Consider the following 26,963-nt stretch of genomic DNA (forward strand, 5'->3'; position numbering starts at 1 on the left):
CGGTCAGCGGTAGCGTTTTGTCGGGCTATTTTGATCCTGAGCGGCAAGCCAGGTGAGCTTTTCACCGATTTTGCCCTCCAGCCCGCGAGATGTTGGCTGATAGTAGCGCGTCTGCGCCATCTGCGGGGGGAAATAGTCCTCACCGGCCGCGTAGGCGTTCGGTTCATCATGGGCGTAGCGATACTCTGCTCCCAGCCCCATTTCCTTCATCAGCTTCGTTGGTGCATTGCGCAAATGTTCAGGCACGTCGTAATCCGGATTTTCACGTGCATCGCGCATGGCCGCTTTGAACGCAGTGTAAACGGCATTGCTTTTCGGTGCACAGGCCAGATAGACAATCGCCTGGGCAATCGCACGTTCACCCTCAGCCGGGCCAACCCGGGTAAAGCAGTCCCAGGCGGCAATAGCCACCTGCATTCCGCGCGGGTCAGCATTGCCGACGTCCTCAGAAGCAATTGCCAGCAGCCGGCGAGCAACATACAGCGGATCGCCACCCGCGGTAATAATTCTTGCATACCAGTACAGCGCCGCATCTGGTGCGGAACCGCGCACGGACTTATGCAGTGCAGAGATCAGATCGTAAAAACGGTCGCCCTTGTTATCGAAGCGGGCGCTGCGTTCCCCTGAAACTTCGTTAAGCAACTGCGGCGTCAGTTCACGCTTGCCCTCTGCGTTAACCTCGGCCATATCCGCCATCATTTCCAAGGTATTAAGCGCCCGGCGGGCGTCGCCATTAACCAGTTCGGCAATCATACTGCGGGTATTATCCGGCAAAATGACGTTGTCTTTGCCGAAGCCACGTTCAGCATCATGCATCGCCTGATCGAGCACAGCGGCGATATCATCGCTGGTTAACGATTTAAGCAGATAGACGCGGGCACGCGAAAGCAGTGCCGAATTGAGTTCAAACGAGGGGTTCTCAGTTGTCGCACCGATAAAAGTAATGGTGCCGTCCTCAATATGCGGCAGGAAGGCATCCTGCTGGCTTTTATTGAAGCGATGCACCTCATCGACAAACAGGATGGTACGGCGGCCCGCATTACGACTCTGTCTGGCGCGTTCGATAGCTTCGCGTATCTCTTTCACGCCGGATGTCACGGCGGAAATACGTTCAACATCCGCCTGGCCGTAGTGACCGATAATCTCAGCCAGCGTAGTTTTTCCTGTCCCCGGCGGTCCCCATAAAATCATCGAATGAAGATGACCGGCCTCAATGGCACGCGGCAGTGGTTTACCCACCGCCAGCAAATGCTGTTGACCAATATATTCATTCAGATTGCGTGGCCGCATGCGCGCGGCCAGAGGCTGAAATTCGTTACGGGAAAAATCGAGAGACAGGTTACTCACGCGAACCTCACTGACGCTGATCGTCCAGGGTTACGCCTTTTGGTGGCGTGAAGGTGAACTTATCAGCGGAGATAGCCCCGTTCTGCTGACTTTTCAGCGCATAGCTACTGCGCTGGCCGTCCTGTTCTACTGCGCTGAACTGGTTGATCGTACCGTTGGTTGATACGTTGATATCAAACTGCTTCAGATTGCCGTCGATAGATTTCGGCGTCAGTGAGAAGTTGTCTCCTTTCTGCGCGATATTATACTGCTTCCAGTCGCTGGCCTGATTGCGGGCGATCAGCATAAACGGCGTGTTGCCGGTGGCGTCTTTCAGCCAGCTGGCGCTAACCTGTTCAACAAAAGGATTGTAGAACCACAGCGTTTTACCATCGGAAATCAGCGTGCTCTCATCGGGGGCCGTCATATGCCAGTTAAACAGATTTGGCCGTTGCACCCACATTTCCCCCTCGCCGTCCTGAACGGATGCGCCGCTGCCGTCAGTCACTTTCTGACTGAACGTGGCGTGGAAGCTTTTTACCTTATCCAGGCGCTGCTTCAGCTCGCTGGAGGCATCTGCCAGCACGCTGGCCGAGGTAAAGGCCGCCAGCAGACAGCATGAGATTACAAATTTTTTCATTACGGCATCCTTAATAACGCTTTGATATCACGCTCAAAATAAAGCATTGATTAACTAAACAACCATCACATTTCATGCGGTGGCGGTGCCAGTACTTCACGGTTCCCGTTGTGACCTGGCGATGACACAATGCCCTGCGCTTCCATCTGTTCGATGATGCGCGCGGCGCGGTTATAGCCGATACGGAACTGACGCTGCACCCCGGAAATTGAGGCGCGGCGCTTATCCACCACGAAGGCAACGGCCTGGTCAAACAGCTGGTCGAGTTCTTCATCCCCTTCCATGCCGCCGCCTGCGGATTCACCATCATCGCCGCCGCTGAGAATACCTTCTTTATATTTTGGCCGCTCGCGCGCTTTCCAGTCTTTCACCACCGCGTGAACTTCCTGATCGCGAACAAAAGCACCGTGCACACGGACAGGGATTGATGAGTTCGGGGCCAGATAAAGCATATCGCCCATACCCAGCAACGACTCCGCGCCGCCCTGATCGAGGATCGTGCGCGAGTCAATTTTACTCGATACGGTAAAGGCGATACGGGTTGGAATATTCGCCTTGATCAGACCGGTGATCACATCCACCGAGGGACGCTGAGTCGCCAGTACCAGGTGAATACCGGCGGCACGGGCTTTCTGCGCCAGGCGAGCGATCAACTCCTCCACCTTTTTACCTACGGTCATAATCAGGTCGGCAAATTCATCGACCATCACCACGATGTAAGGCTCTTTCTCCAGCACCGGTGGCGTCATGTCCATACTGTCGGTTGGCTTCCAGAACGGATCGGGAATCGGGCGCCCCATCTCTTCTGCCAAATCGACTTTTTCGTTGTAGCCAGCAATGTTACGCACGCCCAGCGCCGACATCAGCTTGTAACGACGTTCCATCTCAACCACACACCAGCGCAGGGCATTTGCCGCATCTTTCATATCCGTAACCACATCGGTTAGCAGATGCGGGATACCTTCGTAGACCGACAGTTCAAGCATTTTCGGGTCGATCATGATAAAGCGCACTTCTTTCGGCGTGGCTTTATACAGGATGCTGAGGATCATCGCGTTAACGCCCACAGACTTACCGGAACCGGTTGTACCGGCAACCAGCAGGTGAGGCATTTTACCCAGATCGGCCACCACCGGCTCGCCGGAAATATCCTTACCGAGAACGATAGACAGCGGCGACGGGTTGTCCAGGAATGCCGGGCAGTTCAGCACTTCTCGCAGATAAACCGTCTGGCGTTTCTGGTTAGGCAACTCCAGGCCAACGTAAGGCCGCCCCGGGATCACTTCCACCACACGCACGGCGACGGCAGAAAGGGAACGGGCCAGATCGCGGGAAAGGTTAGAAATTCGCGCCGCTTTCACGCCAGGTGCCAGATCCAGCTCAAAGCGCGTGATTACCGGTCCTGGCGAGTTACCCACGACTTCCGCTTTAACGCGATAATCGGCCAGTCGTGCTTCGATCAAACGCGAGGTCTGCTCAAGCGCAAAGTGATCGACCGGCTCGGTTTCCGTTGGCGGAGAGGTTAACAGATCGAGGCTAGGCAGTGGTGTCGTCGGCTTATATGTCGGCTGCTCGTGACGAACCAGGAACGGATGGATCAGGCTGTCCATATCCGGTTCGGCTGCGACAGGCTCAACGGTTGCCGGTGGCTGAACGGCCTGCGCGGCTGGCACAGGTCGCCAGGCTGAAGCGGGTGCCGGATCGGCCGCTTGCTCCCGTGCTGGCTGCCAGCTATCTGGCTCCGGCTGCCGCTGCGATTCTGGCTCCGCTTTCTGCCACTGGGAAGCAGGTTCTTCACGCCACTGTTGCTGTGGCGCAGTAACCAAAGCCTGAGGCTGCTGAGCGCTGACTGAAGACTGCGGTTGTTGATATGTACTTACCGGCGGTTGTTGCCACTGAGGCGCAACGTGCTCTGGTTCTGTGACTGCCGATGGCATAAACAGAGGCTCGGCAGGACCGTCATCCACCAGATCGTCCATTGGTGAGAAATCGAATGCAGAAGAGGTATCCAGAGTAAACGTTGGAGCTGCAGGTTCTGATGCAGACGGTGCGGACGACGCAGCCGGCGCCGTCGGTGCGCTTTCAGCCGCGTAACGCTGTTGCTGCTGTGCAGCAAACTGGCTGGCCAGCGCGGCCTGCTGCACCAGATCCTCTTCCTCAGGAGAAAGAGCTTCACCATAGCGCTGTTGCTGCTGAGCAAGGAATGCTGCGCGCAGGCTTGCCTCTTCGGCTTCGTTATCCTGTTCATCACTCAGTTGTGGCACAGCATAACGGGCTGCGGCCTGCTGCTGTTCCTGCTGCTGACGCAGTTCTTCTTCTCTGGCTTTTTCTTCGGCCATCCGCTGCGAAGGCAGCTTAATGCCATAGGAAGCCAGTTCACGCCGCGTCGGGAGTTTAACCGGTTTCGGTCGTGGCAGTTCAGGGCCAATCCCCTGCTTCACCTGCGGATTATCGTCATCATCGCTGGTCGCACTGAGGCCAGGCATAAACGGCATCGCGTTATCTGAGGCCTGCACAACGGCAGCGCCGGCACCTGCCGCTGTCGCTATCGTCGCAGCAGCATGTGAGGTCGACTGCGGTGAGAATTCAAACGGTGAGGAAGAAGCTTCACGCCAGTTCCCCATTTGTGGGCCGTCATCCTCATCCTGATAAGACGGTGCAACCGGCGGCGGGGTCTGCACTTCCTGCGGAACTTCGAAGCGATAGACCGGCGGTTGAGCAGTCTGTTGTGTAGCGGACTGTGCTGGAGGCGAAGTCGGCTGCGACAGAGCAGATGCCTGCGGCTGCGCGACAACAGGTTCATGGTGCGCCGAAGGGGTATGCTGCAAAGCATCGGTATTCGTCGCTTCTGCAGCATAGGCGTTCGTCGATGCAACAGCGCTGACTGCCGCAGCCTGACCTGCGGAAACCACTTCCGCCACCGAAACCGCAGGTGCTGCGGATTCGTCTGATGCTGCCTTCAGCGGTTTAGCCAACAGCGGATCGTGTTCGTCGTCCTCAGCATCCGGCAAAGCGTGTTTTGCCAACAGAACGTCGTCACCCTCGTCTTTACGCGTTGCCCGTGGAGAGATGACCGGTGCATCCTCTTCCTCGTAATCATCGTCTTCCTGCCACTTTTCATCCGCACGGGAGTGATTACTGGCAAACGTCAACACGCCCATCACCACCGCGCCAATTTTCTCAGCGATGGTCAACCAGGACCAGCCGGTATACAGCGTAAGGCCTGCCGCCCAGACGCAAAGCAGGATTAAAGTTCCGGCCGGGCCGTTCACCCACGGAGCCATGGCATTGCTTAACAGACTGCCAATCACGCCACCGGAAGCGAAGTACCCCATATCATCAGCATTTAGCGCAGCCAGGCCACAGGAGGTCACCACCAGCGCAAGTACGCCGATAAGCCGTAAAGCAACGGCAAAATAGTCGATGTATTCCTGGGAGCTACGCTGACGGAAGGTGATCCAACACAGGCCTAAAATAACGGGAGGAATTGCATATGCCATCACGCCAAAGATGAAAAACAGCGTATCGGCAAGCCACGCACCCACTCCACCACCGAGGTTATGGATAGGCTCGTGCCAGGCAGTTTGCGACCAGCTTGGATCGGATGCATTGAAGCTCAACAGCGCAACCATGAGATAGATGGCGAAAAGAGCAACAATAATCAGTAACGCTTCCAGCAGACGGCGTCCACTGCTTAGCGGTTGTAACGAAACTTCTTTATCTTCTGTATATTCCTGGCTCAAGAGTACTCTCCAGGTGCCTGTAAACTATGAAGGCAACAGCGTCGAGGTTAACCCGACGCTGAACCTGTATGAATTCACAGGAGTGTATCGAAACCTACCAGGTTTTGCACCTGTCCTGTGTTACCGGGTCTTAATCACTAAACGGTTACTTTGTTTCACTTCTTCCATGACTACATAGGTACGCGTATCGTTCACTCCCGGCAGGCGCAGCAGCGTTTCGCCGAGTAATTTGCGATAGGCGGACATGTCAGGTACGCGCGTTTTCAACAGATAGTCGAAATCACCGGAAACGAGGTGACACTCTTGAGTTTCCTCAAGTTTTTGCACGGCGGCGTTAAATTGTTCAAACACGTCTGGCGCGCCACGATTCAGAGTAATCTCAACGAAAACCAGCAGAGAAGCGTCAAGATAGTGTGGATTCAGCTGCGCGGTATAGCCAAGAATGAAGCCCTGGCGTTCCAGGCGACGCACACGCTCCAGACACGGCGTTGGGGATAGTCCCACGCGTTTGGATAGTTCAACGTTAGAGATACGCCCATCCTTCTGTAATTCATTCAGGATGTTGCGGTCGATTCTGTCAAGGTCTTTACCCGGTCGTTTTTTATTGTCTACCATTATTATTGTCTCTCTTAAATCCTTCCCTTTACCTGCCTACCCTGCACGCTGAGTCGTTTACAGAGTCGTTCTAAGTGAAGACATAGAGCCTGCTGCGATATTGCACGCCTCATCTGCATGACGCATGTTGTCTGTCCACACCATGCGTCATTCCAAATGACAGACTGAGTTTATTCGACGATGAACACAAAACAGGCAAAAACGCCGCTGCGCTCTCTTAAATATTCTCCGCTTCCAATAATGTTTTCGCAAAACAGCAGCCGATTGTCAAAGTAAAACAATCAAAACCAGTACAACATTCCAGATAAGAGGCTGGCTCTCTGTTTTTCAATGACAATTTTTCTCCCTTTGTGCCATGACAAGATAACAACCGCTGAATTTTCACCCAGATTTCCCTCTTCAGATAAGGATGATTGGTTTAGCCTTTTTCATTAATCGTTAACAAAATCGCAGAATGCTTTTTTTGCCCCGCTAAATTCCCTACAATCCGCAATCATGCTCGTCAGTTAATTAATGAGGATCTCATGGGTACGGCTAAACACAGTAAGTTACTGATTCTTGGTTCGGGTCCGGCTGGTTACACTGCCGCCGTTTATGCGGCCAGGGCCAACCTGAATCCGGTGCTGATTACCGGTCTGGAAAAAGGCGGTCAGCTCACTACCACGACCGACGTTGAAAACTGGCCGGGAGACGCTAACGAGCTGACCGGCCCGCTGCTGATGGAACGCATGCACGAACATGCGGTGAAATTTAACACCGAGATCATTTTCGACCATATCCACAGCGTAGATCTGCAGAATCGCCCGTTCCGTCTTACCGGTGATGAAGGCGAATACACCGCTGACGCATTGATTATCGCTACCGGTGCCTCCGCGCGTTATCTGGGCCTGCCTTCTGAAGATGAGTTTAAGGGCCGTGGCGTTTCTGCCTGCGCAACCTGCGACGGCTTTTTCTATCGCAATCAGAAAGTCGCCGTTATCGGTGGCGGTAATACAGCCGTTGAAGAAGCGCTTTACCTGGCAAACATCGCCGCTGAGGTGCATCTGATCCACCGTCGTGACAGCTTCCGCGCGGAAAAGATCCTGATTGACCGGCTGATGGAAAAAGTGAAGAACGGCAACATCGTGCTGCACACCGACCGCACGCTGGATGAAGTGCTCGGCGATCAGATGGGCGTCAGCTCCCTGCGCCTGCGTTCAACTCATGATGAAACGCAAACCGAAACTCTGGAAGTGGCGGGCCTGTTTGTTGCTATCGGCCACAGCCCGAACACCGGCATTTTCAACGGTCAGCTTGAGCTGGAAAACGGCTATATCAAAGTACAGTCCGGTATCCACGGTAACGCCACGCAAACCAGCATTCCCGGCGTATTCGCTGCCGGTGACGTGATGGACCATATTTATCGTCAGGCGATTACTTCTGCGGGCACCGGCTGTATGGCTGCGCTTGATGCAGAGCGTTATCTGGACGGTTTGGTTAAAAATAATCAGTAAGTTGTTAAAACTCTGAGCTTATCTTGCTTAAGGCGACGAGCAATTGTCGCCTTTTTACCCTCCGCATTGTAACATTGCCGCGCTTGACACCGATCTTCCTGGGGGCTTCCGCCTCACTACTGTTTACGTCAGGGCAACTCGGCAAAACATGAATAAAACTCGACAACAACAACTCACGCGCTGGCTGAAAAGTCAGAGCGTTCACGGCCATCGCTGGCTGCGGCTCTCATCCCTGCTCGGTACGCTGAGCGCGCTGCTTATCCTGGCTCAGGCATGGTTCCTGGCCTCGCTGCTGCAGGCGCTAATCATCGATCACCTCCCTCGCGAAACGCAGCAGGTTGATTTTATCCTGTTACTGGCCTGTTTCGCTGCACGCGCCCTGCTGGCATGGCTGCGGGAAAAGGCGGGTTTTAAAGCCGGACAGGCGATCCGTCTGGCACTGCGCAAGCGCGTACTGGACCGACTGACCGAGCTGGGTCCGGCGTGGATTCAGGGCAAACCAGCCGGAAGCTGGGCCACCCTGTTGCTGGAACAGATTGAAGAGATGCAGGATTACTACGCACGCTATCTGCCACAGATGATGCTGGCCGGCGTGATCCCCTGCATGGTGCTGATCCTGCTGTTCCCGGTTAACTGGGCAGCATCGCTTATCCTGCTGGCCACGGCTCCTCTCATTCCGTTGTTTATGGCGATGGTCGGGATGGGCGCGGCGGATGCAAACCGCCGTAATTTCCTCGCGCTGGGCCGCCTGAGCGGTCAGTTTCTCGATCGCCTGCGCGGGCTGGAAACGCTGCGTTTGTTTAATCGCGCCAAAGCTGAAACCGAAACAATTCGTGATGCTTCCGAGCAGTTCCGCCAGCGCACGATGGAAGTATTGCGCATGGCCTTTCTTTCCTCGGCAGTGCTGGAATTCTTTGCTTCTATTTCTATCGCGCTGATCGCCGTCTATTTCGGTTTCTCCTACCTCGGCGTGTTCGACTTCGGCCACTACAGCGGTCCGGTCACGTTGTTTGCAGGCTTCCTGGTGCTGATTCTGGCTCCGGAATTTTACCAGCCGCTGCGCGATCTGGGCGCTTTCTATCACGCCAAAGCCCAAGCTGTCGGCGGTGCCGATGCACTGCAAACCTTCCTGGAAGAGAGCGAGGATGCTGCTATTAAGCACGGGGAACTGAAACCAGACCTCAGCGCCGGCTTCAGCCTGATAGCGCGCGATATGACCGTGACCACCACCGACGGCACGGTGCTGGCCGGCCCGCTGAACTTCGAATTGCAACCGGGACAACGAATTGCAGTCGTGGGGCAAAGCGGTGCCGGTAAAACCTCGCTGATGAATGCCCTGCTCGGTTATCTGCCGTATACGGGTTCGCTGTTGGTGAACGATACGGAGCTACGCGATATCGATCAGGACCACTGGCAGGCGCAGCTGGCCTGGGTCGGGCAAAACCCTCATCTCCCGGCGAACACGCTGCGTGAAAATATTCAGCTTAACGGTAGTCAGGACGAAATGCGCCTGCAGCAGGTTCTGGAGCTGGCCGGCGTGAATGAATTTCTCCCCCGGCTGCCTGCGGGTCTGGACAGTGAGACGGGCGATCAGGCCGCGCGCCTGTCTGTAGGGCAGGCGCAGCGCGTTGCCGTTGCGCGTGCGCTGATGAAACCCTGCCGTCTGATGCTGCTGGATGAACCCGATGCCAGTCTGGATGCGCAAAGCGAGCAGCATGTGAATCATGCACTGTTGCAGGCTTCTCATGACCAGAGCACCCTGCTGATCACCCACCAGTTGGACCGCCTGGCGCAGTGGGACGAAATCTGGCTGATGCGCAACGGTACTCTTGTGCAACAGGGAGACTGGGCAACGCTGGCTGATACCCCGGGACCGTTTGCTGAACTACTGGCACAGCGAGGAGGATCGTTGGAATGAAAACTCTGCTGCCCTTTCTGAAGCTTTATCGTCGCCACATCTGGCGGCTGTTGTTTGGCATGCTGCTGGCCGCAGTCACGCTGTTAGCCAGCATCGGCTTACTGACGTTGTCGGGCTGGTTCCTTGCGGCCACCTCGCTGGCGGGCGTGGCGGGTATCTACAGCTTTAACTACATGTTACCGGCGGCGGGCGTGCGGGGTGCCGCCATTAGCCGTACCGTTGCGCGTTACGTCGAGCGCCTGGTTAGCCACGACGGCACCTTCCGCGTACTGCAACATCTTCGGGTGTTTACCTTCAGCAAACTGCTACCGCTCTCCCCTGCCGGTATTGACCGCTTCCGTCAGGGTGAGTTGCTTAACCGTCTGGTCGCCGATGTGGATACTCTGGACCACCTTTACCTGCGGGTCATTTCGCCGCTGGTCGGCGCGCTGGTGGTGGTTGCCGTGGTAACAGTTGGTCTGAGCTGGCTCGACGTCGGCCTGGCGCTGACACTCGCCGCACTGATGCTGTTAACCCTGCTGCTGCTTCCCCCGGTATTTTATCGTGCCGGATTGCCCGTTGGGCAAGACCTCACCCGTTTACGCGGGCAGTATCGCAGCGGCCTCACACGCTGGTTACAGGGGCAGGCCGAGCTGAGACTGTATGGTGCCGCCGCTCAGTTCCGCAACGCGCTGGACGGTACGGAACAACAGTGGCTGAATGTGCAGCTTCGCCAGGCCAGTCTGACCGGGCTGTCGCAGGCGCTGGTGATGCTGATGGGAGGCATTGCCGTCACCCTGATGCTGTGGCTGAGTGCCGCAGGCATCGGCGGCGATCCTCATCCCGGCGCGTATATTGCACTGTTTGTATTCTGTGCGCTGGCCGCTTTTGAAGCACTGGGGCCGGTGGGCACCGCTTTCCAGCATCTGGGCCATGTTATTGCCTCAGCGCAGCGGGTAACGCAAATCATCGAGCAAGAACCGGCGGTAACCTTTACGGCAACGTCACCGCAGAACGCAGGCGGCGCAGCGGTAACGCTACGTGACGTCAGTTTCCGCTATGCCAGTAGCGATCCGCTTGCGCTGGAGAGCGTTTCTCTGGATATTGCATCCGGTGAGCACATCGCACTGCTGGGCCGAACCGGCTGCGGAAAATCCACGCTGCTGCAGCTGTTAACCCGCGCATGGGACCCGCAACAGGGTGAGATCATGCTGAATGGTATCCCACTCACTAACTGGAGTGAGGCCGACTTGCGGAGCCGCACCAGCGTGGTGACTCAGCGCGTTCACCTGTTTACCAGTACGCTGCGCGACAACCTGCTGCTTGCTGCACCGAATGCCAGCGATGAAGAACTCAGCACCGCTCTGCATCAGGTCGGGCTGGATAAGCTCCTGGATAATGAACAGGGGCTAAATGCATGGCTGGGTGAAGGCGGTCGCCAGCTGTCAGGCGGTGAGCTGCGGCGTCTTGGTCTTGCCCGGGCGCTGCTGCACAACGGTGACCTTCTGCTCCTGGATGAACCGACCGAGGGGCTGGATGCCGAGACCGAGCAGCAAATACTGTCACTGCTACGTAAAGTGTCGAAGGGTAAAACCCTGATCATGGTAACGCATCGCCTGCGTGGCCTGGCAAACTTTGATCGGATCTGCGTGATGGATAGCGGCAGGATCATCGAACAGGGCGATCATCAGAAATTAGTGGCGGATCGTGGCCGCTACTGGACATTTTTACAACGCTTTGCGCTATAGTCTTTAGCTCAGAAAACCTGCGGATATCACGATGCGTTTGATCCAGCTATCACGCGATTCGTTAAACTTCCCGCCGCCAGAAATGGCGCTGCGGGAACCTAACGGACTGTTGGCAATGGGGGGCGATCTCAGCTCCGCCCGCCTGCTTAATGCCTACCATCACGGTATTTTCCCCTGGTTTTCCCCGGGCGATCCGATTCTTTGGTGGTCACCTGACCCGCGTGCTGTACTGCTCCCGGGGGAATTTCATCTCAGCCGCAGTATGAAGCGTTTTCATCATAAATCCCCCTACACCGTTACGCTTAATCAGCGATTTTCCGACGTTGTAGCAGGCTGTGCAGCCGAACGTGATGAAGGCACCTGGATTACCCCGGAGGTCAGGCAGGCCTGGCAATTATTACATTCTCAGGGCTATGCACACTCGGTTGAAGTCTGGTTAGGGGACGAGCTGGTCGGCGGTATGTACGGCCTGGCGCTGGGGCAGATTTTTTGCGGTGAATCGATGTTCAGCCGCAGCGAGAATGCGTCTAAAACGGCTCTGCTGATATTCAGCCGCTGGTTTCAGCAGCAGGGTGGGCAATTAATTGACTGCCAGATACTTAATCCTCATACCGCTTCGCTGGGTGCCAGGGAAATATCCCGCGCCAGCTATTTGCAATACGTAGAAAATTACGCCAGGCAGGCACTTTTACCCGACTGCTGGCGGCCAAAGCGGCTTTTTTAGACCCTGACGCTGATGTTTTCCAGCACCCGGCGAATAAAAGTGATATAATCCCCGGCGTTTGGTATGTCGTCCGCTTTTCACCGGTACAAGATGGTGATGCGGAATCCCAGGCTGGGAATCTCAACGCACCTGTCAGAACTGTTTTTCATCGTGCGACAAAGCTGATTTAAACAGATTCTTAGCCCGCTGTTCCCCCACGCAGACGCTATTCAATACGACTTATTCGTAACTTTTCTGTGCTTAAATGGCATGAGAGGAGTTGATGTGGGTGATGAAATCATCTGCAATTCTTTACTTAATACGTGAAATTCGGCATTATCTTGCCGGTTCAAAACTAAGGTAGTCCACCTAGAGGATTCGATGGCCAAAGAAGACAATATTGAAATGCAGGGTACCGTACTTGATACGTTACCTAACACCATGTTCCGCGTTGAATTGGAAAACGGTCACGTGGTTACCGCTCATATCTCCGGTAAAATGCGCAAAAACTATATCCGCATCCTGACGGGTGACAAAGTCACTGTAGAGCTGACCCCGTACGACCTGAGCAAAGGCCGCATTGTCTTCCGTAGTCGCTGATTAGCCCCATTCCGTTGCTGCCCGCAGAATTCTGCCTGGCAGCAACCATTAAAAAGGCCGGATAATTATCCGGCCTTTATTTTATCTACTGAACTGAACCGTTAGTGTACGGTCCCTTCCGCTTTACGCTTCTCAGCGCTGAGGAAGTGATAGGTCAGCTGATTCTTCTCTTTGTCCAGTCCAACGGATACCGAACCGCCGTCAACCAGCGAGCCGAACAGCAACTCGTTCGCCAGCGGTTTTTTCAGGTTCTCCTGAACGGCACGGGCCATCGGACGGGCACCCATCGCTTTGTCATAGCCTTTATCCGCCAGCCATTCCCTTGCATCATCGCTGACTTCCAGCGATACGCCTTTCGGGTCCAGCTGTGCCTGCAGCTCAACGATAAACTTATCGACAACCTGATGGATCACCACGCGATCCAGGTGTTTGAACCAGATAATGTTATCGAGACGGTTACGGAACTCCGGCGTAAAGATCTTTTTGATCTCTTCCATCGCATCAGTGCTGTTATCCTGCTGGATCAGGCCGATCGATTTACGTTCGGTTTCCCGCACCCCGGCGTTGGTGGTCATCACCAGCACGACGTTACGGAAGTCCGCCTTACGGCCGTTGTTATCGGTCAGCATGCCGTTGTCCATCACCTGCAACAGCAGGTTAAAGACATCCGGGTGGGCCTTCTCGATTTCATCCAGCAGCACCACAGCGTGCGGATGCTTAATCACCGCATCGGTCAGCAGGCCACCCTGATCGAAGCCAACGTAGCCCGGAGGCGCACCGATCAGACGGCTGACGGTGTGGCGTTCCATATACTCGGACATATCAAAGCGCAACAGTTCAATGCCCAGCGCACGGGCCAGCTGAACCGTAACTTCGGTTTTACCGACACCGGTTGGCCCGGCAAACAGGAATGAACCTACCGGCTTGCGATCCTGACCCAGACCCGCGCGGCTCATCTTGATCGCCTCGGTCAACGCTTCGATAGCGTTATCCTGACCGAACACCAGCATTTTCAGGCGGTCGCCGAGCGTTTTCAGCGTATCGCGATCGCTGGCAGAAACGCTTTTTTCCGGAATGCGTGCAATGCGTGCCACAACACTTTCGATATCCGCCACGTTAACGGTTTTCTTGCGTTTGCTGGCTGGCATCAGACGTGCACGCGCACCGGCTTCATCAATCACGTCAATCGCCTTATCAGGCAGATGACGATCGTTGATGTACTTCACCGCCAGCTCCACGGCTGCACGCACGGCTTTCGCCGTATAGCGAACATCGTGGTGCGCTTCATACTTCGGCTTCAGCCCGTTAAGGATCTGCACCGTTTCTTCAACCGTAGGCTCAGTGATATCAATTTTCTGGAAGCGACGCGCCAGCGCACGATCCTTCTCAAAGATATTGCTGAATTCCTGATAGGTGGTTGAGCCCATCACCCGAATCTTGCCGCTTGAAAGCAGCGGTTTGATCAGATTAGCCGCATCAACCTGGCCACCGGAAGCCGCACCTGCACCAATGATGGTGTGGATCTCATCGATAAACAGAATACTGCTGGTGTCCTGCTCAAGCTGCTTCAGCAACGCTTTAAAACGCTTCTCGAAATCGCCACGGTATTTAGTACCCGCCAGCAGTGAACCGATATCCAGCGAATAGATGGTGCACTCTTTCATGACTTCCGGCACATCACCCTGCACGATACGCCATGCCAGACCTTCGGCAATCGCGGTTTTACCTACACCGGACTCACCCACCAGCAGCGGGTTATTTTTCCGGCGACGGCACAGTACCTGGATGGCGCGCTCCAGCTCTTTATCGCGGCCGATCAGGGGATCGATGCCCCCGACACGGGCAAGCTGGTTAAGGTTGGTGGTGAAGTTTTCCATACGTTCCTCCCCGCCTGCTTGCTCTTCGTTAACCGGATTTTCTGCGCTGGATGACGGGCCTGGCTCATCTTTACGCGTGCCGTGAGAAATAAAGTTCACCACATCAAGGCGGCTGACTTCATGTTTGCGCAGCAGATAAGCTGCCTGCGACTCCTGCTCGCTAAAAATAGCGACCAGTACGTTTGCGCCAGCCACTTCACTACGGCCTGATGACTGGACATGGAATACTGCACGCTGCAGTACGCGCTGGAAGCTGAGCGTAGGTTGTGTATCACGCTCTTCTTCGCTGACCGGCAGAACCGGGGTGGTTTGTTCGATAAACGCTTCAAGCTCCTGACGGAGCGCAACGATATCGACACTGCAGGCTTCCAGTGCCTCTCTGGCCGACGGGTTACTGAGCAGCGCCAGTAACAAATGCTCGACGGTCATAAACTCATGTCGGTGCTCGCGCGCTCTGGCGAAAGCCATATTTAAACTGAGTTCCAGTTCTTGATTGAGCATAGGCACCTCCCCCAATAGATCGCCTTATTCAGGCTTTTTCCAGCGTACATAGCAACGGATGCTCGTTTTCCCTGGCATACTTGTTCACGTGTGCCACTTTGGTTTCTGCAACTTCGGCGGTAAATACGCCACAGATCGCCTTCCCCTGGTAATGCACCGTAAGCATCAGTTGCGTTGCACGTTCAACATCATAAGAAAAGAACTTTTGCAGTACGTCAATAACAAATTCCATAGGCGTATAGTCATCGTTGTGCAGAATGACCTTATACATGGAGGGCGGCTTAAGTTCCTCGCGAACTTTGTCATCCGCAAGCTGTTCAAAATTAAGCCAGTCGTTAGTCTTTCCCATACATATCCAGTGTGATCAACATTACTTACTTCTGCCAGATTAACATCATTCAGGTTATGTTTTACATGACCAAAATGTTGTGCAATATCGTTGATATTGTGAACAAAAGGTAACATTCGCGACCTTCATCACAAAATTCGCAATAGCGTTAACTACCTCAAATTTTGATGATTTTGTCCCTGAGTGCACCGCTCGTTTGCTTGACCGGCCCTGCTAATTCTCTACAGTACTCAAACAGGCTGAATGTGTTTTAAACAGCCATCGGGCGTATTGCCTGATATTTCCCCACCAATTTTGAATGTCTTGCGAGGGATGTAGAAGCATGGAGACGGGTACTGTTAAATGGTTTAATAACGCCAAAGGCTTCGGTTTCATCTGCCCGGTAGGGGGTGGCGACGATATCTTCGCGCACTACTCAACGATTCAGATGGATGGATACAGAACGCTGAAAGCCGGGCAACAAGTCCAGTTTGATGTGCATCAGGGGCCAAAAGGCAATCATGCCAGCCTGATCGTCCCTGTGGAAACGGCAGTCGCGGTAAGCGCCTGACCTTTCTAACTCATTCTGTACAACCCTGCGACAAAATGCCAGCCAGCGATGCTGGCATTTTTATGCGATAACTGCACAACGGTATTAATATTGGGCTGAATAGTCGCTTTTCAACCCGCCACCGCGCCCGTTTTCCTTCAGTCCGCCTTCCCTCTTGCCAGCCACTGCACGCGGGCAAACATTTTACGCAACAGCGGCGGAATCGCCTCAGTGCCGCGAACGGCAGCCTCTTCCGCCACCGCAATTGCCAGGTCAGGCTTTGACGAATGGGAGATGGCTTTGACGATAACCCGCCGCAGGTTCATCGGCACGCCCTCGGGTAAACGCGCTACACGATGATATACCGCCGAGAATCCCTGCCTGTACAGGAAATGCTCCATATCCAGTGCGGGTAATTGCGTCAGATAGTTCGCTTCATGTTCTTCTGCTGATATCTGACTGCGCGCCGTGGCGGCATATTTTTTCCCGGCTTCGTCGCCATCGGTCAGCACGTGCCACTCAATGCCCATGCGTCGGGCAAATTTCAGCAGCGGTTTCAGCCCCGACTGTGCAAACTCGATGACTTTGATCCCTTCAGCGGCAAAATGATAATTGCACTGCCGCGCCAGCTCATTCATCACCCAGACTTCCGTTTCGCCCTCCACCAGCAGCCAGCAGCGGGCAAACAGCGCCGAGGGCCGGTTCAGGCGAATATGGAAGGCAATACGCCGTGCGTCTTCACTGCTCAGTCCGCTCTCACCCAGTCGCCAGGCGGCAACCCGCCCGCTGTCGCGCACCAGACGGCAAACATGTTCAACCGGCACCTGCGCCAGCAGCTCACCGGAGTTGGTCGTGGCAATCTGCTGCAGCGGCAGCACCGCAAGCAGCTCCTGTGCTACCGCCAGCATAATAGGATGAAGCCGCGTTTCAGGATCTTCCAGCAGCAGCAGCGGCCGCGCCTGCGGTGCAAGCTGCTGAACGCCGCGAACCTGCACCAGCTGTGCAAACATCTGTAGCAGGATCAGCCGCCGGCTGCGGCTGTCGGCGGCCACAATCATCTGATTGATTTCGGCCAGATGCCGCCAGCCAAGCCGGGAAGCACGATGATGATGAGGTGCCCGCTTTTGCGGCACATCATCCACGGACTGCTGCCAGGAGAAATAGTGCTCCAGCAGCTGTTGCAGCGTGCCCAGCCCCTGCTGGAGCGCGCTGTCAGTAAGATTTTGCGGTCGGGAAACCACGTCGCGCGTCAGATCGCTTATCTGGCTGACCAGCTCACCAAACTGCCGCTCTCCTGCCTCGGCAATCGCTTCACGCGGCAGACGTCGGCTAAAGCGCGCATCCCGTAACCTCAGTACCGGATGCAGCTGTATCAGCAATTTCACCCGCTCATTGCAGGCGCTGCCTTCCAGCAGCGGCAGCCCTTCACTATCGATAAACTGGCGTCGCGTCGTCACACGATCGTTGGCCTGTAAACGCCCTTCAAAGCGTAATCTGATCCGCTGAAGACGATCGTCTCCTTTACGCCACAACGACGAATAACGCTGATAGCGATCGGACTGCACATCGCCCTGCTCCTCGCGCCAGGTAAAGGTTGCATACAGACGTTGCTCGCGGCTTTGTTGCTCCCCTGGCGGATAATAGAAATCATGCGGGGTAAACTGATACAGCTCCTGCTGCGGCGCTAACAGCAGCGACAGTACATCCAGCAGGCTGGATTTACCCCAGGCATTCTCACCAATCAGTACATTGTGCTGTTCCAGCGGCAGCACCAGTCGACTCAGGCCACGAAAGCCCATGACGTCAATTTGTTCCAGAATCATATCCGCCTCAACTCGTCCGTTTTAATGAGAATGGTCGGCGGACAGCGTCAGGTCAAGGCTCGTAATGCAGATTACTATTATTTCCATTTGCGCATGAATTTGAGCCAGATCAAGTCGATACCTGATTAACCCGGCTGGAGCTTGCAATCATCGGCTGCACGATCTTTTATAAGGTGCATTTAAAATACATCTTATAAGGATGAGATCATGTTTTGTATTCAATGTGAGCAAACAATGCGTACGCCAGCCGGTGACGGCTGCGCCTATGCACAGGGCATGTGTGGTAAAACGGCGGAAACGTCCGATCTGCAGGATCTGCTGGTCGCCGTACTGCAGGGCCTGTCGGCGTGGGCGCTGGAAGCACGTAGTCTGGGCATCATCGATCACCAGGTCGACAGCTTTTCACCCCGCGCCTTCTTCTCCACGCTGACCAACGTCAACTTTGATTCCCATCGTATTATCGATTACGCCTTCGAAGCGATTCGCCTGCGTGAGGATTTGCGCCAGCGCTGCGAGCTGGTGGCCGGAAACGCGGCACCGCATCATCCGCTGGCAAATCTGCGGCTGGAAAGCCACGACGTCAGCGTTCTGCAACAGCAGGCGGCGAAGTTTGCCCTGCGGGATGCGAACACCCACCCCGATGTCCTCGGCTTACGCCTGCTGAATCTGTACGGTCTGAAAGGCGCAGCGGCCTATATGGAGCATGCTCACGTACACGGTCGTTTCGACAATGACGTCTACGCCCATTATCACCAGATCATGGCCTGGCTCGGCACCCAGCCGAACGACAGCGCGAAACTGGTCGACTGCGCGATGCAAATCGGCAAGATGAACTTCACCATTATGGGCATGCTGGATGAAGCACAAACCAGCGTTTACGGCGACCCGCAGCCTACGACGGTGAACGTCCGCCCGGTTGCCGGTAAAGCAATTTTGATTTCCGGCCACGATTTGAAAGACCTCCAGCTGCTGCTGGAACAAACCGCAGGCAAGGGCATCAACATCTATACCCACGGCGAGATGCTGCCCGCTCACGGCTACCCGGAACTGAAAAAACACCCGCATCTGGTCGGAAACTACGGCAGCGGCTGGCAAAATCAGCAGACCGAGTTTGCCCGTTTCCCCGGCCCGGTCATCATGACTTCCAACTGCATCATCGATCCCTCCGTTGGCGACTACCAACAGCGCATCTGGACCCGCAGCATCGTTGGCTGGCCGGGCGTGAACCACATTACAGGTGATGATTTCACTGCCGTTATCCATCAGGCGCTGTCGATGGCCGGATTCCCTTACAGTGAAATTCCCCATGAGATCACCGTCGGATTTGGCCGAAAAGTGTTACAGGATGCGTGCGACAGCGTTATAGACCTGGTCAGCCGTAAAAAACTGCGTCACGTCTTTGTGATTGGCGGCTGTGACGGCAGCCGCGACCAGCGCAGCTATTACACCGAACTGGCGCTGGCAGCCCCGAAAGACGCGCTGATTATGACGCTCGGCTGCGGCAAGTATCGCTTTAACAAGCTCGACTTCGGCACCATCGAAGGGCTACCCCGCCTGCTGGACGTCGGCCAGTGCAACGACAGCTACTCGGCAATTATGCTGGCGGTGAAGCTGGCCGAAAAACTTAACTGCGGGGTGAACGATCTGCCGCTGTCGCTGATGCTCTCCTGGTTTGAGCAGAAGGCCATCGTGGTGCTGCTGACGCTGCTGGCGCTGGGGGTTAAGAATGTGCGCACCGGCCCAACCGTTCCGGCATTCCTGACAGAAAACCTGCTGACCATCCTCAACGAACAGTTTGGCCTGATGCCGGTCAACACTGCCGAACAGGATATGGCTATCGCGCTGGGCGAAGAGGTATAAATCATGGACATGCATCCCCTGTGTCAGTGGCGGATGCAGGTTCATCACCTGCATCAGGAAACGCCAGATGTCTGGACCATCGCGCTGATTAACCACGATTTTTATCGCTGGCAGGCAGGACAGTATGCACTGGTCAGCATTGCGGGCAGCGATGAACTCCGCGCCTATACCCTCTCCTCCACGCCCGGACAAAGCGCGCTGATTACGCTGACCGTACGCCATATTGCCGAGGGCAAAGGCTCAGGCTGGCTGACGCAGCAGCTGAAACCGGGCGATCACCTCTGGCTGTCCGATCCGCAGGGCGAATTCAGCTGTGAAAAGTATCCGGCCGCAAACTATCTGTTTCTGGCCGCGGGCTGCGGCATCACGCCGGTGATGTCAATGTGCCGCTGGCTGCGGCAGCATCGGCCGGAATGCAGCGTGCGGTTGATTTACAGTGTGCGTTCCGCCAGCGATGTGATCTTTGCCGGTGAACTGGCCGCCATGCAGCCCTGGCTGAAACTGACCGTAGTAGCGGAAAATCAACCCGCAGCGGACATGCTGGCAGGTCGCCTGGACCGTGAACGCCTTGCCGCAATAGCACCGGATATTGCTGACGCAACGGTGATGATCTGCGGACCTCAGCCCTATATGGATCTGATGGAGAGCGATGCCGCCGCGCTGGGCGCCAGGAAAATACTCACAGAACGGTTTACGCCCGTTGCCGCTACTGCACATGTTGAACCAGCCTCCGAAGCAGGCGCTACTCTGACCATCAGCGGCCCATCGCTTGCTGCTGCGGCACCGTTCCCCGCTGGCTGGTCACTGCTGGCCGCCATGGAAGCCCATCATCTGCCGGTCACCGCCGTATGCCGGGCGGGCGTTTGCGGCTGCTGTAAAACGCGCGTTGCCAGCGGTAACTACACAACCAGCAGCACGCTGACGCTCAGTGATGCCGAGATCGCCCAGGGTTATGTGCTGGCGTGCAGCTGCCAGCCAAACAGCGATATTGTTATTGGCTAACACACCGCGTGTGAAACAGCTTGTTGCACACGCTTTCCCGATCCTGTTCGTCTTCAACTATGCTTTTGCCAGGAATTAATCACGGTATTTTAATTCGATCGTGCTGAACGAGGAGGAAAGCATGAAGCAAACTGTTGCGGCACTGGTCGCGAAAACCCTTGAAAGTGCAGGAGTAAAGCGCATCTGGGGCGTGACCGGTGACTCGCTTAATGGACTGAGTGACAGCCTTAATAAGATGGGAACCATTCGCTGGATGCCCACCCGCCATGAAGAGGTCGCGGCTTTTGCTGCCGGGGCAGAAGCGCATCTTACCGGTGAACTGGCGGTCTGTGCCGGTTCCTGCGGGCCGGGTAACCTGCATCTGATCAATGGCCTGTTTGACTGTCATCGCAACCATGTTCCGGTGCTGGCCATTGCCGCACATATCCCCTCAAGCGAAATCGGCAGCAACTATTTCCAGGAAACCCATCCGCAGGAGCTGTTCCGCGAATGCAGCCACTACTGCGAGCTGGTCTCCAATCCCGAACAGCTGCCGCAGGTACTCGGTATTGCAATGCGTAAAGCGATACTCAACCGGGGCGTCTCGGTGGTGGTTCTGCCGGGTGACGTCGCCCTTCAGCCCGCTCCGGAGGGTGCCAGCGGTGACTGGTACCCGCCGCAGCAGCCGCTGGTGCGCCCTACGGCCGGGCAGCTCTCCGCGCTGGCTGAAAAACTTAACGCCGCCAGCAATATTACCCTGCTGTGCGGCAGCGGCTGCGCCGGAGCCCATGCCGAGGTGGTGAAACTGGCCGAAACCCTGAAAGCGCCGGTTGTTCACGCCCTGCGCGGTAAAGAACACATTGAGTATGACAACCCCTATGATGTCGGTATGACCGGACTGATCGGTTTTTCATCGGGATATCACGCGATGATGAATGCCGATACGCTGGTGGTGCTCGGCAGCCAGTTCCCCTATCGCGCGTTTTATCCGCCTGAAGCACAGATTATTCAGATTGATATCAATCCAGGCAGCCTTGGCAGCCACAGCCATGTGAATATGGCGCTGGTGGGCGATATCAAAGCCACGCTGAGCGAGCTTCTGCCGCAGCTCAGCGTAAAAAGCGAGCGACGGTTCCTGGACAAAGCCCTGGAGCACTATGCGAGGACCCGCAAAGATCTCGACGATCTGGCCACCGCCAACGATAAACAGGCGATCCACCCGCAGTATCTGGCGCAGCAGGTCAGTCGGTTCGCCGCTGACGATGCCATATTCAGCTGTGACGTCGGTACGCCAACCGTGTGGGCTGCCCGCTATCTGAAAATGAATGGCAAGCGTCGCCTGCTGGGATCGTTCAGCCACGGTTCCATGGCTAACGCCATGCCGCAGGCGCTGGGCGCGCAGGCCATCGATCCACAGCGGCAGGTTATCGCTCTGTGCGGCGACGGCGGATTCAGCATGCTGATGGGCGATTTTCTTTCGCTGGCCCAGCTCAAACTGCCGGTGAAAATCGTGGTGTTTAATAACAGCGTGCTGGGCTTTGTGGCGATGGAAATGAAAGCCGGAGGCTATATGACCGACGGCACCGAACTGCATAATCCTAACTTTGCGGCAATCGCCGAAGCCTGCGGCGTTAAGGGAATTCGTGTGGAGCGAGCCTCCGACCTTGATGATGCACTGCAGCAGGCATTTGCACACGATGGCCCGGCCCTGGTGGATGTGGTGACCGCCAAAGAAGAACTGGCAATGCCGCCGGAGATTAAAATGGAACAGGCCAAAGGATTCAGCCTGTACATGCTGCGGGCGATTATCAACGGCCGTGGCGATGAAGTGGTCGAACTGGCAAAAACTAACTGGCTAAGGTAAAACAGAATTGTCGTTAATTTACGGGCGCTGCGGCGCCCGTTTTCATGTGTAAAGGAGAACAAGCGTGATCGATCTGCGTAGCGATACCGTAACACGCCCGAGCCAGGCAATGCTGGCAGCAATGATGACCGCTGAAACCGGTGATGATGTCTATGGTGATGATCCGACGGTAAATCTGCTGGAGGCGGAAGCCGCAGCGCTCAGCGGCAAAGAGGCGGCGCTGTTTCTGCCCACCGGCACTCAGGCAAATCTGGTGGCGCTGCTCTGTCACTGCCAGCGCGGCGAAGAATACATCGTCGGCCAGCTGGCCCATAACTACAAATATGAAGCGGGCGGAGCTGCAGTGCTTGGCAGCATCCAGCCGCAGCCGATTTTAGCCGCCGGTGACGGCACGCTGCCGCTGGATGTGGTCGCACAGTTTATTAAACCAGACGACCTGCATTTCGCCATCACCCGCCTGCTAAGCCTGGAGAATACCCATAACGGCAAAGTGCTGCCGCTGAGCTATCTGCAACAGGCGTGGGAATTCACCCGCCAGCGCGGGCTGGCACTGCATATTGACGGTGCACGCATCTTTAATGCTGCGGTGGCGTTGAACGTGCCGCTGGAAGAAATCAGCCGATACTGCGACACCTTAACCATCTGCCTGTCTAAAGGGCTGGGTGCGCCGGTCGGTTCCCTGCTGTGCGGCAGTGCGGAATTTATCCAGCGCGCACGCCGCTGGCGGAAAATGACCGGCGGCGGCCTGCGCCAGGCGGGTATCCTCGCCGCAGCCGGGCGCTATGCGCTGCAAAACAACGTTGAACGCCTGCGGGAAGATCATGATAACGCGGCCTGGCTGGCCGGTGCGCTGCGTGAAATCGGCGTGGACGTTACCCGTCACGACACCAATATGCTGTTCCTGCGCCTGCCGGAAGATCAGATTGCCGCGCTGGGGCCGTGGATGCGCGAGCGCGGCATTCTGCTCAGCCCGGGGGCTGTAACACGGCTGGTGACCCATCTGGATGTCAATCGCGATGCGCTGCAAACCCTCGTCAAAGTATGGCAGGCATTTTTGGCACAATATTGATTAACCCCAGGCCAGGCGATATTGATGCCAGTATGAGGGACGCTGAACGGGCCAGTACAAGCCCGTCCAGTATCCGGCCGTATTAACCCGAACCCGTCCCATATTTTTCAATCAGCGCCGAAGCAATAGCTTCCGTTTCCGCATCGGCAAAGCCGCGATAGTCGCTCTGGCGAAAGTGCATCTGGAACGCCGCGATCAGCACCTGCTGCTGGTACGGTGTCATCTGCGGAGTGACCTCATAACCGTAGCTTGCCAGCAGGCCAAGCAGCTTACTTTTATCTACCCGCTGGGCGGGTGAGCGGTTGCCGAGATAAAACGCGACCCGGTCAGCATCTGGCCAGGCACCCACACCCTGCTCCGCGAGCCACTGCCAGGGAAACATCGGGCCGGGGTCCTGCTTACGCATCGGCGCAATATCGCTGTGCGCCACCACATCCTGCGGACGAATACCGTAGCGCTGCACAATATCGCGAGCCAGCGGCAGCAGTGCAGCCATTTGTGAAGGGGGAAACGGAGCGAAAACCATCTCTTTGCCCACCCGCCGCCAGCCGGGGTTTTCCAGCTCAATACCAATCGAGGTGTCGTTAAGCCGCGTGGCTCCCTGCCAGTAGCTGATTCCCGCATGCCACGCCAGCATCGATTCCGGCACCAGCCGCCAGACCAGTGGTTGCCCATCATATTTCGGGGGTGATGCCGGCAGCAGGTAATGCGCACTCACCGAGTGGTTAGTCAGCGTATTGAGTGAAGGGGAAAAATCACCTGCCGTATAGTGGATAACCAGCACTTTAATACGCGGACGCGCCCCCCAGGCCTCCTGGCGGGTATCCACCGTATATCCCTTCTGTTCATGCAGCCCCTGCGGCGTAACAGAGGTCAGCAAATAGATTGCCAGCAGAACCAGCAGTGGGCGAATAAAGGACAGCGGGGTCATGGGCGGCTCAGTTTCATCTCAGCAATAAATGCATCGCCGTAGGCGAACGGATTCCTTTCCGGTGATGGGGGCATTGAAATTTTCATGCATCTCTCCTTGTGTAAATTACAACGCTCTTACTGTGAAGAAGAGCAAATGCCGTCGGTGGTAAAAGCATTCAAGCAGAACAATAAGGAAATCAAGATGAAATACCAAGTCTTTGCTGCTGTTATTCCCCTGACTATACTACTCAGCGCCTGTACCACTGTCGAACCCGCTTATAAGGATATCGGTTCACGTGATGCTCCCTGTATTAGCGGCGGGCCGGACCAGGTCGCCCAGCAGTTCTACGATATGCGCCTGGAGCAACCTTCCTTCGGCGTTCCCGATAAGCAACAGCTGGCTAAATACCGTCCCTGGCTCAGCGGGCCGCTTTATCAGGATTTACTGAAAGCCAGCCGAGAGAAATCGCCTAAAACTCCACTGCGGGGAGACTTGTTCAGCAGCCGCTCTGCGGGAGCGACCAGCGCCAGCGTGAACGACTCATCCACTATCCCCAATACCGATGCGCGTAATATTGCCCTGCGGGTGAATCTCAGCCATACCGGAAAGCCGGAAGTTCTATGGCAGGATGAAATCCTGATGGCGCGGGAAGGCACCTGCTGGACCGTGGACGACATACGCTACCTCGGCCCCGTTCCCCATATTACCGGTGGTTCACTGCGCCAGCGGTTCGAAGAGTGACCAATCCTTCCGTGCCGTCAGACCCGGCGGCACGATCTCACTCACACATTTGCATAACAACAGCAAAGCTTTTCATGTTAAACAGCAACATTGCCCTATCTTGTGCTACGCTTTAATCACCTCGCCAACAATTATAAATTTTAACGCACGATGATTGCATAACTATTCTGTCGACGTTAAGATTTGCGGCATCAATTGCTATTCACTTTTTGCGCATGAGTATTCAACTAAACGGTATTAACTGCTATTACGGTGCCCACCAGGCGCTATTTGACATACAGCTGGCGTGCCCGCAGGGCGAAACGCTGGTTCTGCTGGGGCCAAGCGGTGCCGGGAAAAGCTCACTTCTGCGCGTGCTGAATCTGCTCGAAATGCCGCGTTCCGGAACGCTTGATATCGCCGGTAATCACTTCAACTTCAGCAAGCCACCAACTGAAAGTGCCATTCGTGAACTACGGCAGAACGTCGGTATGGTCTTCCAGCAGTATAATCTCTGGCCGCATCTGACCGTCACGCAGAATCTGATTGAAGCGCCTTGCCGCGTGCTGGGGCTGAGTAAAGAACAGGCCCATGAACGGGCCAGTAAACTGCTCGATCGCCTGCGCCTGACGCCCTTTGCCGATCGCTTTCCACTGCATCTTTCCGGTGGTCAGCAGCAGCGCGTGGCCATTGCTCGCGCGCTGATGATGGAGCCGGCGGTATTGCTGTTCGATGAACCAACCGCAGCACTGGACCCGGAAATTACCGCGCAGATTGTCAGCATTATTCGCGAACTGGCGGAAACCAATATCACTCAGGTTATCGTCACCCACGAGGTGGAAGTCGCGCGTAAAACCGCCAGCCGCGTGGTGTACATGGAAAATGGGTACATCGTCGAACAGGGCGATGCCAGCCGCTTTACACAGCCGCAAACCGAGGCGTTTGCAAATTACCTTTCGCACTAACGCAGGACATAATGATGAAAAAAGTTGTACTTGCCGCACTTTTAGCCACCATCAGCCTGGGAGCCAGCGCTGCCCAGACCATTCGTTTTGCGACAGAAGCGTCCTACCCTCCGTTTGAGTTTGTTGACGCCGACAACAAGATCCAGGGATTTGATGTCGATCTGGCTAACGCACTGTGCCGTGAAATGGGTGCAGAATGTACCTTCAGCAACCAGGCTTTTGACAGCCTGATCCCCAGCCTGAAATTCCGTCGCTTTGATGCGGTAATGGCCGGTATGGACATCACGCCAGAGCGTGAAAAGCAGGTCCTGTTTACCAACCCTTACTACGACAACTCCGCGCTGTTCGTGGTGCAGAAAGGTAAAGTTGCCAGCATCGACGCCCTGAAAGGCAAACGCGTTGGCGTGCAGAACGGCACCACGCACCAGAAATACCTCAGCGAAAAACAGGCTGATATTCAACTGGTCCCTTACGACAGCTATCAAAACGCCATCCTCGATCTGAAAAATGGCCGCATCGACGCGGTATTTGGTGATACCGCGGTGGTTAACGAGTGGCTGAAACAGAACCCGAACCTGGCCGCGCTGGGTGAGAAAGTGACCGATAAGTCTTACTTCGGTACCGGCCTGGGCATCGCCGTTCGTCAGGGCAATACCGAGCTGCAGGGCAAATTCAATGCGGCGCTGGACAAGGTGAAAGCCGACGGCACCTATAAAACTATCTACAGCAAGTGGTTTCAGCAGTAAT

At 55.7% G+C, this 26,963-nt stretch carries 21 protein-coding genes; 13 read left to right on the forward strand and 8 right to left on the reverse strand.

What is annotated here, in order from left to right; translation table 11 throughout:
- Positions 1-3: 3 nt before the first annotated feature.
- The 4 genes from OMR58_RS09390 to lrp form a co-directional block, all read right to left on the reverse strand.
- Positions 4-1,347, reverse strand: coding sequence for a replication-associated recombination protein A (locus tag OMR58_RS09390; RefSeq protein WP_105593455.1), 1,344 nt, complete (start codon positions 1,345-1,347; stop codon positions 4-6).
- Between the two features lie 7 nt (positions 1,348-1,354).
- The gene (gene lolA, locus OMR58_RS09395) at positions 1,355-1,966 is read right to left on the reverse strand and encodes an outer membrane lipoprotein chaperone LolA (protein WP_105593456.1); all 612 of its coding nucleotides are present in this window, start codon (positions 1,964-1,966) and stop codon (positions 1,355-1,357) included.
- Between the two features lie 65 nt (positions 1,967-2,031).
- The gene (locus OMR58_RS09400) at positions 2,032-5,709 is read right to left on the reverse strand and encodes a DNA translocase FtsK 4TM domain-containing protein (protein WP_264545772.1); all 3,678 of its coding nucleotides are present in this window, start codon (positions 5,707-5,709) and stop codon (positions 2,032-2,034) included.
- A gap of 120 nt (positions 5,710-5,829) precedes the next feature.
- Positions 5,830-6,324, reverse strand: coding sequence for a leucine-responsive transcriptional regulator Lrp (gene lrp / locus OMR58_RS09405; RefSeq protein ID WP_006118610.1), 495 nt, complete (start codon positions 6,322-6,324; stop codon positions 5,830-5,832).
- A gap of 524 nt (positions 6,325-6,848) precedes the next feature.
- Here lrp and trxB point away from each other — a divergent pair.
- From trxB to infA, 5 genes are all read left to right on the forward strand, one after another.
- Positions 6,849-7,817, forward strand: a complete 969-nt coding sequence (gene trxB, locus OMR58_RS09410; RefSeq protein ID WP_200561458.1) for a thioredoxin-disulfide reductase — start codon at positions 6,849-6,851, stop codon at positions 7,815-7,817.
- Positions 7,818-7,965: 148 nt separating this feature from the next.
- Positions 7,966-9,735, forward strand: coding sequence for a heme ABC transporter permease/ATP-binding protein CydD (gene cydD / locus OMR58_RS09415; protein ID WP_264545773.1), 1,770 nt, complete (start codon positions 7,966-7,968; stop codon positions 9,733-9,735).
- Positions 9,732-11,462 carry a heme ABC transporter ATP-binding protein/permease CydC gene (cydC, locus tag OMR58_RS09420; RefSeq protein ID WP_264545774.1) on the forward strand — a complete coding sequence of 577 codons (1,731 nt, stop codon included), beginning with the start codon at positions 9,732-9,734 and terminating at the stop codon, positions 11,460-11,462. Before cydD ends, cydC begins: the two co-directional genes overlap by 4 nt.
- A 31-nt stretch (positions 11,463-11,493) precedes the next feature.
- On the forward strand, positions 11,494-12,186 hold the full coding sequence (gene aat / locus OMR58_RS09425) for a leucyl/phenylalanyl-tRNA--protein transferase (protein WP_264545775.1): 693 nt from the start codon (positions 11,494-11,496) through the stop codon (positions 12,184-12,186).
- A gap of 360 nt (positions 12,187-12,546) precedes the next feature.
- Positions 12,547-12,765 carry a translation initiation factor IF-1 gene (gene infA / locus OMR58_RS09430; protein ID WP_002211347.1) on the forward strand — a complete coding sequence of 73 codons (219 nt, stop codon included), beginning with the start codon at positions 12,547-12,549 and terminating at the stop codon, positions 12,763-12,765.
- A gap of 101 nt (positions 12,766-12,866) precedes the next feature.
- On the opposite strand, the gene clpA is transcribed toward infA, so the two are convergent.
- Both clpA and clpS read right to left on the reverse strand, forming a co-directional pair.
- Positions 12,867-15,143, reverse strand: a complete 2,277-nt coding sequence (clpA, locus tag OMR58_RS09435) for an ATP-dependent Clp protease ATP-binding subunit ClpA (protein WP_105593462.1) — start codon at positions 15,141-15,143, stop codon at positions 12,867-12,869.
- A 28-nt stretch (positions 15,144-15,171) separates the two neighbouring features.
- The gene (clpS, locus tag OMR58_RS09440; protein WP_105593463.1) at positions 15,172-15,492 is read right to left on the reverse strand and encodes an ATP-dependent Clp protease adapter ClpS; all 321 of its coding nucleotides are present in this window, start codon (positions 15,490-15,492) and stop codon (positions 15,172-15,174) included.
- Positions 15,493-15,814: 322 nt separating this feature from the next.
- Here clpS and cspD point away from each other — a divergent pair, with 322 nt between their 5' ends.
- Entirely contained in the window at positions 15,815-16,042 is a 228-nt protein-coding gene (gene cspD / locus OMR58_RS09445; protein WP_105593464.1) for a cold shock-like protein CspD, read from the forward strand.
- Positions 16,043-16,179: 137 nt separating this feature from the next.
- Here cspD and OMR58_RS09450 read toward each other — a convergent pair whose 3' ends face one another.
- Positions 16,180-17,844 (reverse strand): ATP-dependent nuclease, encoded by a 1,665-nt coding sequence (locus OMR58_RS09450; RefSeq protein WP_200561467.1) that lies wholly within the window; start codon positions 17,842-17,844, stop codon positions 16,180-16,182.
- Positions 17,845-18,051: 207 nt separating this feature from the next.
- Between OMR58_RS09450 and hcp the strand changes: the two genes are divergently transcribed.
- From hcp to ltaE, 4 genes are all read left to right on the forward strand, one after another.
- On the forward strand, positions 18,052-19,704 hold the full coding sequence (gene hcp, locus OMR58_RS09455; RefSeq protein ID WP_200561469.1) for a hydroxylamine reductase: 1,653 nt from the start codon (positions 18,052-18,054) through the stop codon (positions 19,702-19,704).
- 3 nt (positions 19,705-19,707) lie between these two features.
- Positions 19,708-20,706, forward strand: coding sequence for an NADH oxidoreductase (gene hcr / locus OMR58_RS09460; protein ID WP_264545776.1), 999 nt, complete (start codon positions 19,708-19,710; stop codon positions 20,704-20,706).
- Between the two features lie 121 nt (positions 20,707-20,827).
- Complete coding sequence (poxB, locus tag OMR58_RS09465) at positions 20,828-22,549, forward strand: ubiquinone-dependent pyruvate dehydrogenase (protein WP_200561473.1); 1,722 nt, start codon at positions 20,828-20,830, stop codon at positions 22,547-22,549.
- A 64-nt stretch (positions 22,550-22,613) separates the two neighbouring features.
- Positions 22,614-23,618, forward strand: a complete 1,005-nt coding sequence (gene ltaE / locus OMR58_RS09470) for a low-specificity L-threonine aldolase (RefSeq protein WP_264545777.1) — start codon at positions 22,614-22,616, stop codon at positions 23,616-23,618.
- Positions 23,619-23,700: 82 nt separating this feature from the next.
- Here ltaE and OMR58_RS09475 read toward each other — a convergent pair whose 3' ends face one another.
- A complete protein-coding gene (locus OMR58_RS09475; RefSeq protein ID WP_105593468.1) occupies positions 23,701-24,549 on the reverse strand; it encodes an N-acetylmuramoyl-L-alanine amidase in 849 nt (282 codons plus the stop codon).
- A 183-nt stretch (positions 24,550-24,732) separates the two neighbouring features.
- Here OMR58_RS09475 and OMR58_RS09480 point away from each other — a divergent pair, with 183 nt between their 5' ends.
- The 3 genes from OMR58_RS09480 to artJ all read left to right on the forward strand — a co-directional run bounded on the left by OMR58_RS09480 (position 24,733) and on the right by artJ (position 26,962).
- Positions 24,733-25,272 (forward strand): lipoprotein, encoded by a 540-nt coding sequence (locus OMR58_RS09480; protein WP_264545778.1) that lies wholly within the window; start codon positions 24,733-24,735, stop codon positions 25,270-25,272.
- 215 nt (positions 25,273-25,487) lie between these two features.
- Positions 25,488-26,216, forward strand: a complete 729-nt coding sequence (gene artP, locus OMR58_RS09485; protein ID WP_105593470.1) for an arginine ABC transporter ATP-binding protein ArtP — start codon at positions 25,488-25,490, stop codon at positions 26,214-26,216.
- 14 nt (positions 26,217-26,230) lie between these two features.
- On the forward strand, positions 26,231-26,962 hold the full coding sequence (gene artJ / locus OMR58_RS09490; protein WP_264545779.1) for an arginine ABC transporter substrate-binding protein: 732 nt from the start codon (positions 26,231-26,233) through the stop codon (positions 26,960-26,962).
- Position 26,963: the final 1 nt, after the last annotated feature.

The organism is Erwinia sp. INIA01 (genome assembly GCF_025947915.1).
Classification (GTDB): domain Bacteria; phylum Pseudomonadota; class Gammaproteobacteria; order Enterobacterales; family Enterobacteriaceae; genus Erwinia; species Erwinia coffeiphila.